Annotated in this window: 8 protein-coding genes; all 8 read left to right on the forward strand. The window is 70.5% G+C overall.

What is annotated here, in order from left to right; all coding sequences use genetic code 11:
- The first annotated feature begins 5 nt into the window (after nucleotides 1–5).
- The 8 genes from ACIPXC_RS31365 (at nucleotide 6) to ACIPXC_RS31400 (ending at nucleotide 9,042) form a co-directional block, all read left to right on the forward strand.
- Nucleotides 6–665, forward strand: a complete 660-nt coding sequence (locus ACIPXC_RS31365) for an AAA family ATPase (RefSeq protein ID WP_401624800.1) — start codon at nucleotides 6–8, stop codon at nucleotides 663–665.
- Nucleotides 666–767: 102 nt separating this feature from the next.
- On the forward strand, nucleotides 768–1,514 hold the full coding sequence (locus ACIPXC_RS31370; protein ID WP_401624802.1) for an enhanced serine sensitivity protein SseB: 747 nt from the start codon (nucleotides 768–770) through the stop codon (nucleotides 1,512–1,514).
- 94 nt (nucleotides 1,515–1,608) lie between these two features.
- Nucleotides 1,609–2,349 carry an enhanced serine sensitivity protein SseB C-terminal domain-containing protein gene (locus ACIPXC_RS31375; RefSeq protein ID WP_401624804.1) on the forward strand — a complete coding sequence of 247 codons (741 nt, stop codon included), beginning with the start codon at nucleotides 1,609–1,611 and terminating at the stop codon, nucleotides 2,347–2,349.
- A gap of 467 nt (nucleotides 2,350–2,816) precedes the next feature.
- The gene (locus ACIPXC_RS31380) at nucleotides 2,817–3,812 is read left to right on the forward strand and encodes an ABC transporter permease (protein WP_401624806.1); all 996 of its coding nucleotides are present in this window, start codon (nucleotides 2,817–2,819) and stop codon (nucleotides 3,810–3,812) included.
- 76 nt (nucleotides 3,813–3,888) lie between these two features.
- On the forward strand, nucleotides 3,889–5,637 hold the full coding sequence (locus tag ACIPXC_RS31385; protein WP_401624808.1) for an ABC transporter substrate-binding protein: 1,749 nt from the start codon (nucleotides 3,889–3,891) through the stop codon (nucleotides 5,635–5,637).
- 149 nt (nucleotides 5,638–5,786) lie between these two features.
- The gene (locus ACIPXC_RS31390) at nucleotides 5,787–6,794 is read left to right on the forward strand and encodes an ABC transporter permease (protein WP_037928087.1); all 1,008 of its coding nucleotides are present in this window, start codon (nucleotides 5,787–5,789) and stop codon (nucleotides 6,792–6,794) included.
- Nucleotides 6,791–7,933 carry an ABC transporter ATP-binding protein gene (locus ACIPXC_RS31395; RefSeq protein WP_401624811.1) on the forward strand — a complete coding sequence of 381 codons (1,143 nt, stop codon included), beginning with the start codon at nucleotides 6,791–6,793 and terminating at the stop codon, nucleotides 7,931–7,933. Before ACIPXC_RS31390 ends, ACIPXC_RS31395 begins: the two co-directional genes overlap by 4 nt.
- A gap of 32 nt (nucleotides 7,934–7,965) precedes the next feature.
- Nucleotides 7,966–9,042, forward strand: coding sequence for an ABC transporter ATP-binding protein (locus tag ACIPXC_RS31400; RefSeq protein ID WP_401624823.1), 1,077 nt, complete (start codon nucleotides 7,966–7,968; stop codon nucleotides 9,040–9,042).
- Nucleotides 9,043–9,175: the final 133 nt, after the last annotated feature.

The following is a 9,175-nucleotide window of genomic DNA, read 5'->3' on the forward strand; positions in this document are numbered from 1 at the left end:
GACCGGTGACGACGACGGGAACCGTGGACACGGTGCCGGCGCAGCGGCGCGGCGCGCGTGAGCGCAGGCGGACGGCCGACGGCGGCATCGGCCTCGTGCACGACCTGCGTGGCCCGGCGCTGCCCGGACCCCGGCGGCTCGGCTTCGCCGAGGGCGACATCGTCGTGGTCTCCGGGCTGCCCGGCGGCGGCAAGAGCACGCTGATCAAGCGGGCCGCGCCGGAGGGCGGGGCGGTCGACTCCCAGGACACCCGGGAGCGCTGGGAGCGCCGGATGCCCGCCGCGCTGCCGTACGCGGTCTACCGCCCGCTGGTGCGCGCCGCGCACTACTGGGGGCTGTACCGGATCCTGCGCTCCGGCGCCTCCGTGGTCGTCCACGACTGCGGCACCCAGAGCTGGGTGCGCGCCCTGCTGGCCGCGGCCGCCCGCCGCCGGGGCCGGGCCCTGCACCTCGTCCTCCTGGACAGCAGCCCCGAGGAGGCCCTCTCCGGGCAGGCCGCGCGGGGCCGCGGGGTGTCCGCCTACGCCTTCGCCCGCCACCGCGGCGCCGTCGGCCGCCTGCTGCGCGACGCCGAGGCGGGCCGCCCGCCCGCCGGCTGCGCCTCGGCGACCCTGCTGGACCGCCGCTCGGCCGCCGCCGTGACGGGCATCGGCTTCCGGGACTGACCTCACCCGGAGCCCCGGCGGCGGCGCCCGCCCCGGGGCCGGTACCCTGCGGGTCGACACGCGCGGGAGCGCAACGACGGACCGGACGGGGGCAAGGGGCGGATGCAGGGCAGCGGCTGGCCGGGGAATGAGCTGGAGCAGGTGCTCGGGGCGGCGCTCGGGCAGCCGGACGCCGGCGGCCGGATCCTGGAGGTGCTCGGGCGCAGCCAGGTGTGGGTGCCGCTGCCGGGCGGCGGCCCGGACGCGGCCGGGCCCGACGCGGCCGGCCTGGACCTGCCCACCATGGACATCGGCGGGGCGGCGTACGTGCCCGTCTACAGCTCCGAGGCCCAGTTCCTCGCCTGTGTCGGTCCCGGCATGGACTTCGCGGTGGCCCCGGCGGTCGAGTTCGCCCGCGGACTGCCCCCGCAGCTCGGCATCGCGGTCAATCCGGAGGGCGCCGTCGGCGTCCCGCTGCCCCCGCCGGCCGTTGCGGAGCTCTGCCGCGCCGGGCGCAGCGCGCTCGACGGTCCCGCCACCGGCGGCCGCGTACGGCTCTTCGAGCCCGACTGGCAGGACGACCCGGTGGACTTCCTGGCCGCGGCCGGTGAGGAGTTCCGCGCCACCGGCCTCGTCGCCGCGGCGCACCGCTGCCTCGCCAGTGTGGAGGGAGGGGACCCGGAACTGTTCATCGGTGTCCGGCTGGTGGGATGGGAACCGCAGCTGCGGGAGGCCCCGATGGAGGCGCTCGGCAGGGCTCTGGCCCGTGTTCCGGTGCCCTGGCCCGTGCAGTTGATCCTCCTCGACGCGGCCCAGGACCCGGTCACGGACTGGATTCGTGAGCGCGTACGCCCCTTCTACCTCGCGTAGGGCCGCTTAAGCTGGTTACATCTCCCGGCCGCACGCATGAGTGCCGGCGGGTAAGGCACGCGTGGAGCGACGGGCGGACGAAGAGGGGTACCGGGTGAGTGCGTCAGGCACGGCCGCGGCCGGGCAGGTCGAGCACATGATGCGCCAGGTGACCCCCGGGCGCTACGAGAGCTACGAGTCACTGCTGCACGCCCTGTCCGAGGGGCGGCTGTGGATGCTGCTGTGGCAGGGGCAGCCGGGGTCACCGGACGCCCAGTACGGCGGGATGGAGGTCGACGGCCTCGGCTACGCGCCCTGCGTCACCTCCCCCCAGGAGCTGGCCGCGAGCGGCTGGAACCGGGGCTACGAGGTGGTCACCGGACGGGACATCGCCCGCGCCCTCTACCCGGACCGCTGGGGCCTGTGGCTCAACCCGCACGCCCAGGGCGGCGGCCTCGGCGTCCCGTGGGCGGACCTGCGCCGTATCGCGACCGGCCTGGACCGGATGCCGGCGGGTCCGCTGCGGCTGTCCGAGCCCAGCATCGAGCTGCCCCAGTTCTACGGGCTGCTGACCCAGCACGCGCACCGCACCCCGGCCGTACGGTCGCTGCGCCGCGCCTGGGTGCAGCCGGCGCTGGGGTCCGCGTACCTCGCGGTCGGGCTCGACCTGTACGACGCCTCCGCGCCCGCGCTGGAGTCCGTACGGGAGATGATGCGCCAGTCCGTCGGGGCGGTCCCCGAGGGCGTCCCGGTGTGCACCGTGGCGCTGGCGGACGAGCACGATCCCGTGGCGATGTGGCTGCGGGCGCAGACCCGGCCCTTCTACGACCGCGAGGGCCAGGCCCCGGCGTACTGACCCGGCCCGCCCTCAGGAGCCCCCGCGGACCCGCGGGGGCTCCTGGCGTGAAATCCGCATATCGAGACGTCCCTCTCGAAGGCCGCACCGGTCCCATCGGTGCGGCCTTCGGCATATCCGCTGAATAGGCCCAAGATCCACGTCCGAAAGGGCAGTTGGGCACGATGTCCGTTCCGCGCCGAACGCGCGGTGTTTCACCGCTCAACAGGTCTGGCGGTTCGGATAGCGGAAGGTGTAAGCCCAGATCACGGTTGCGCATCACATCCCCGGGGGGTCTGGCGGGCGGTTGAGAGCGCGTTGAAGACTCCCCCCACCGAAGGCCGGTCCATCTCACCAACACCGGCTCTTCACGTGCACTTCCGGCACATTTTCTCGCCAATCGCACCACCAGCGACGCCGATTGAACCAAGCCGCCACAGCGGCGGGCATGGGCCGGCCACTGTCGGCCGAGAGGGGTCCCCACCACGATGACGGCACCACTGCACGACACCAGCGCGGCCGAGTCCGCAGCCGTGGCCACCCCCGACGTTCCGCAGAAGGCGATCGAGGGCCGCTCGCTCGGCCGGATCGCGTGGACCAGACTCAAGCGCGACAAGGTGGCGATGGCCGGCGGCGCGGTCGTGCTGGTCCTCGTGGTACTGGCCGCACTGTCGCAGCCGATCCAGTGGGTGTTCGGCCTGGACCCGGACGCGCTGCACCAGGACCTCATCGACCCCTCCCTGGCCACCCCGATCGGCTCCTTCGGCGGTATCAGCTGGGAGCACCCCCTCGGTGTGGAGCCGAAGTTCGGCCGCGACATCGCCACCCGGATCCTGGAAGGCTCCTGGGTCTCCCTCCTCGTGGCCTTCGGGTCGACCCTCCTCTCGGTGCTGATCGGCTCCGTGCTGGGCGTCGTCGCCGGGTACTACGGCGGCTGGGCCGACACGGTGATCAGCCGCATGATGGACACCTTCCTCGCCTTCCCGCTGCTCCTCTTCGCGATCTCCATCTCGGCCGCCCTCCAGGGCGGGGCCTTCGGGCTGGAAGGACTGCCGCTGCACATCGGCGTGCTGATCTTCGTGATCGGTTTCTTCGGCTGGCCCTACATCGGGCGCATCGTGCGCGGCCAGACGCTCTCGCTGCGCGAGCGGGAGTTCGTCGACGCGGCCCGCAGTCTCGGAGCCCGCGGCCCCTTCATCGTCTTCCGGGAGCTGCTGCCCAATCTGGTGGCGCCGATCCTCGTCTACGCCACCCTGCTCATCCCGACCAACATCCTCTTCGAGGCCTCTCTGAGCTTCCTCGGCGTGGGTATCCAGCCACCGCAGGCCTCGTGGGGCGGAATGCTCAGCTCCGCCGTGGACTACTACAAGGTCGACCCGATGTTCATGGTCGTCCCGGGCACGGCGATCTTCCTCACCGTGCTCGCCTTCAACCTCCTCGGCGACGGCCTGCGCGACGCCCTGGACCCCAAGAGCTCGCGCTGATCCGCCCGTCCTCGGGCATCCGGCCGAGGCACCGCCCGTACCACCACCACTCCGAATCAGGGGGCATCACTCCGTCATGAGAAGCAGGTCGAGAAAAGCCGCGGTGCTTGCCGCCGCCATCACCGTCGCCCTCACCGCCTCCGCCTGCAACGGTGGTGACAAGACCGCCGGCGACGACAAGTCGGCCGGAGCCAACGCCGCCGTCAAGGGCGTGGTCAACGCCTCCGACAAGCAGGGCGGAACGGTCGTCTACGAGGCGTCCGACACCCCCGACTCCTTCGACCCCGGCAACACCTACTACGGCTTCGTCTTCAACTTCAGCCGCCTGTACGCCCGTCCGCTGACCACCTTCGCCCCCGGCGCCGGCGCCGAGGGCAACAAGGTCGTCCCGGACCTCGCGGAGAGCCTCGGCACCCCCAGCGACGGCGGCGCCACCTGGACGTACAAGATCCGCAAGGGTGTGAAGTACAGCGACGGCACGGAGATCACCTCCAAGGACGTCAAGTACGCGGTCGAGCGGAGCAACTTCGCCCGTGACGTGCACTCCAACGGCCCGAACTACCTCGCGCAGTACCTCAAGGACAACGAGACCCCGTACGAGGGCCCGTACAAGGACAAGTCCGACACGGGGCTGCAGTCCATCGAGACCCCCGACGACCAGACGATCGTCTTCAAGCTGAAGCAGCCGTTCGCCGAGTTCGACTACCTGCTGGCGAACCCGCAGTCGGCCCCCGTGCCGAAGGCCAAGGACAACGGCGCGGACTATGTGAAGAACATCGTCTCCTCGGGCTCGTACATGTTCGAGAGCTACGAGCACGACAAGCAGGCGGTCCTGGTCCGCAACCCCAACTGGGACGCCTCCACGGACCCGCTGCGCAAGCAGCTCCCGGAGAAGATCGTCGTCAAGCTGAAGGTCAACCAGGAGACGATCGACTCCAACCTGAAGGCCGGCAACACCCACATCGACATCGTCGGCAACGGTGTGGCCCAGCAGACCCAGACCGAGCTGCTGACCTCGAAGGACCCCAACACCGACAACGCCGAGGGTGGTCGCCTGGTCTACATGGCGATGAACACCAAGGTGGCGCCCTTCGACAACGTGGAGTGCCGCAAGGCGGTCCAGTACGCGATCGACAAGGTGTCGGTGCAGACCGCGTTCGGCGGTCCCACCCGCGGCGCCATCGCCAGCACCGTCCTGCCGACCGACATCCCGGGGCACGTGGACTTCAACACCTACGAGACCCCCGACAACAAGGGCGACGAGGCCAAGTCCAAGGCCGCGCTGACCGCCTGCGGACAGCCGAACGGCTTCGAGACCACCATCACCGCGCGCAACGACCGCGCCGGCGAGGTCGACATGGCCACGGCCATCCAGGCGTCCCTGAAGAAGGTCGGGATCAACGTCAAGATCCAGCAGTTCCCGGCCGGCAAGTACTTCAGCGACTACGCGGGCGTCCCGAAGTTCACCGAGGACAACAAGATCGGCCTCATGATGATGCAGTGGGGCGCCGACTGGCCGAGCGGCTTCGGCTTCCTCCAGCAGGTCGTCCACGGTGACGCGATCAGCAAGACCGGTAACACCAACCTGTCGCAGCTGAACAACCCCGAGATCAACAAGATGCTGAACGACAACATCGCCAACACCGACGCCGCCGCGCGCGAGAAGGTCTACGGCGAGATCGACAAGAAGGTCATGGACCAGGCGGTCATCGTGCCCCTGACCTACTTCAAGGTCCTGCACTACCGCTCGCCCAAGCTCACCAACGTGGTCTCCAACCCGGCGTGGAGCGGTCAGTACGACTACCTCAACATCGGCCTGAAGTAACCCCGGACGTCAAGTCCTCAGGCAGTTCGACCCTCTCAGCCAGATCTGCCAGAACCGTGGAAGGCAGGTGAAGGCAGCAGCGCGCGCGCCGGTCCGTGCCGCCCCCGACCGGGGGCGGCACGGACCGGCGGACGCCGAAGCCGACCCCCGTGTTTGTGTACATCGTCCGGCGGCTGTTCGCCGCGGTGTTCCTGCTGCTCGTTGTCAGCGCGATCACCTTCGCGATCTTCTTCCTGCTGCCCCGGCTGGCCGGCGGCACGGCCGACTCGCTGGCCACGCAGTACGTGGGCAAGAACCCCTCGCCCGAGTCCATCGCCGCGGTCAAGAAGAACCTCGGCTTCGACCAACCCCTGTACGCGCAGTACTGGGAGTTCCTGAGGGGCATCTTCGCGGGCCGCGAGTTCAACTACGGCCCCAGCCCCTCGCAGTGCAACGCCCCCTGCCTGGGCTACTCCTTCAAGGACCACGTCGAGGTCTGGCCCGACATCGTGAGCCGGTTGCCCGTCACCGCCTCCCTCACCCTGGGAGCGGCCGCCATCTGGCTGGTCACCGGTGTCACCACGGGTGTGGTGTCGGCCCTGCGGCCCGGCTCGCTCTTCGACCGGCTCGCGATGGGCGTGGCCCTCGCCGGCGTCTCGCTGCCGATGTTCTTCACCGGCACCCTCGCGCTGGCCGTCTTCGTCTTCAACTGGCCGGTGTTCACCAACGTCTACGTGGACTTCTCCGACGATCCGGCCGCCTGGGTCCAGGGGCTGGTCCTGCCCTGGTGCACGCTGGCCTTCCTCTACTCCGCGCTCTACGCACGGCTCACCCGGGCCGGAATGCTGGAGACCATGAGCGAGGACTACATCCGCACCGCCCGCGCCAAGGGCCTGCGCGAGCGGGTGGTCGTCACCCGCCACGGACTGCGCTCCGCGCTGACCCCGATCGTGACCATCTTCGGCATGGACTTCGGGCTGCTCCTCGGCGGCGCCATCGTCACCGAGACGGTCTTCTCGTACCACGGCGTCGGCGAGTACGCCTACCAGGCGATCGCGGTCAACGACCTGCCGAAGATCCTCGGTGTGACCCTGTTCGCCGCCTTCTTCATCGTGTTCTGCAACCTGGTGGTCGACCTCGTCTACGCCATCATCGACCCGAGGGTGAGGCTGTCGTGACCGACCCGACTCAGAAGGGGAAGGCCGCCGGCGCCGACGCCCGTACCACGGACGCCGCCACCGCCGCGGCCCTCTCGGCGGACCCGGTCGCCGGCCGTCCCTCCGAGGCCTTCCTCGACGTCCGCGACCTGAAGGTGCACTTCCCCACCGACGACGGCGTCGTCAAATCGGTGGACGGGCTCTCCTTCCAACTGGAGAAGGGACAGACCCTCGGCATCGTGGGCGAGTCCGGCTCCGGCAAGTCGGTCACCTCGCTGGCCGTCATGGGCCTGCACCGGGCGGGTAACGCCGACCGCTCCAGCGTCGAGATGTCGGGCGAGATCTGGCTCGGGGGCAGGGAACTGCTGACCGCCGATCCCGAGGAGGTGCGCAGGCTGCGGGGCCGCGACATGGCGATGATCTTCCAGGACCCGCTGAGCGCGCTGCACCCCTACTACACGATCGGCTCCCAGATCGTGGAGGCGTACCGCGTCCACAACGACGTGGACAAGAAGACGGCGCGCAAGCGGGCCGTCGAGATGCTCGACCGGGTGGGCATCCCCGAGCCCGGCAAGCGCGTCGACGACTACCCGCACCAGTTCTCCGGCGGTATGCGCCAGCGCGCGATGATCGCGATGTCGCTGGTCAACAATCCCGACCTGCTGATCGCGGACGAGCCGACCACGGCGCTGGACGTCACCGTGCAAGCGCAGATCCTGGACCTGATCCGCGATCTGCAGAAGGAGTTCGGCTCCGCCGTCATCATGATCACGCACGACCTCGGCGTCGTCGCGGAGATGGCCGACGAGATCCTCGTGATGTACGGCGGCCGGTGCGTCGAGCGGGGCACCGCCGAGAAGGTATTCTACGAGCCCCGCCACCCCTACACCTGGGGCCTGCTGGGCTCGATGCCGCGCATCGACCGCGAGCAGAGCGAGCGCCTCATCCCGGTCAAGGGCTCCCCGCCCAGCCTCATCAACATCCCCGACGGCTGCGCCTTCAACCCGCGCTGCCCGTACGCCGATGTGCCCAAGGGCAACGTGACGCGTACGGTCCGGCCCGAGCTCACCCGGGACGACAGCCGCCACTGGTCCGCCTGCCACATGCCGCAGGAAGAGCGGACCCGGATCTGGACCGAAGAGATTGCGCCGAAGCTGTGACCGAGACGCCTGACACGAAGAAGCCGGAAGCGGTGGTCATTCCCGCGCAGGCCACGGACTCGCCCGAGGTCCTGCTCAAGGTCACCGGCCTGGCGAAGCACTTCCCGATCACCAAGGGACTGATCCGGCGCCAGGTGGGCGCGGTCAAGGCCGTCGACGGACTCGACTTCGACGTCCGGCGCGGTGAGACCCTGGGCGTCGTCGGCGAGTCCGGCTGCGGCAAGTCGACGATGGGCCGGCTGATCACGCGGCTGCTCGAACCGACCGGCGGCCGGATCGAGTTCGAGGGCAAGGACATCACGCACCTGGGGGTGGCGGGCATGCGCCCGCTGCGCCGCGACGTGCAGATGATCTTCCAGGACCCCTACGGCTCGCTGAACCCGCGGCACACGGTGGGCACCATCGTCAGCGCCCCGTTCAAGCTCCAGAACGTCACCCCGGAGGGCGGGCTCAAGGCGGAGGTCCAGCGGCTGCTGTCGCTCGTCGGCCTCAACCCGGAGCACTACAACCGCTACCCGCACGAGTTCTCGGGCGGCCAGCGTCAGCGCATCGGCATCGCGCGGGCCCTGGCGCTGAAGCCGAAGCTGGTGGTCGCGGACGAGCCCGTCTCGGCGCTCGACGTCTCGATCCAGGCCCAGGTGGTCAACCTGCTGGACGACCTCCAGGAGGAGCTCGGTCTCACCTACGTGATCATCGCGCACGACCTCTCGGTCATCCGGCACGTCTCGGACCGCGTCGCGGTGATGTACCTCGGCAAGATCGTCGAACTCGCCGACAACAAGTCGCTGTACGGGGAGCCGATGCACCCGTACACCACGGCCCTGATGTCGGCCGTGCCGGTGCCGGACCCGAGGCGGCGCGGCGCGAAGAGCGGCCGCATCCTGCTCAAGGGCGACGTGCCGTCCCCGATCTCGCCGCCGAGCGGCTGCCGCTTCCACACGCGCTGCTGGAAGGCGACGCAGATCTGTGCGACGCAGGAGCCGCCGCTGCTGGCGCTGAAGACGGGCCACCAGGTGGCCTGCCACCACCCGGAGAACGCCCCGGACCAGGCCCCGGGTGACAAGCCCCTCCCGGGCGCGTCGGACGCGGTGACCACGGCGACGGAGTGAGACCGGGCGCCGGGGGGGGGGGGGCCGGCCCCCCCCCGCCCCCCCCCCCCCCCCCCCCCCCCCCCCCCCCCCCCCCCCGCCCCCCCCCCCCCCCCCCCCCCCCCCCCCCCCCCCCCCCCCCCCCCCCCCCCCC

Origin of the sequence: Streptomyces sp. NPDC090021 (assembly GCF_044748225.1) — a bacterium.
Classification (GTDB): Bacteria; Actinomycetota; Actinomycetes; order Streptomycetales; family Streptomycetaceae; genus Streptomyces.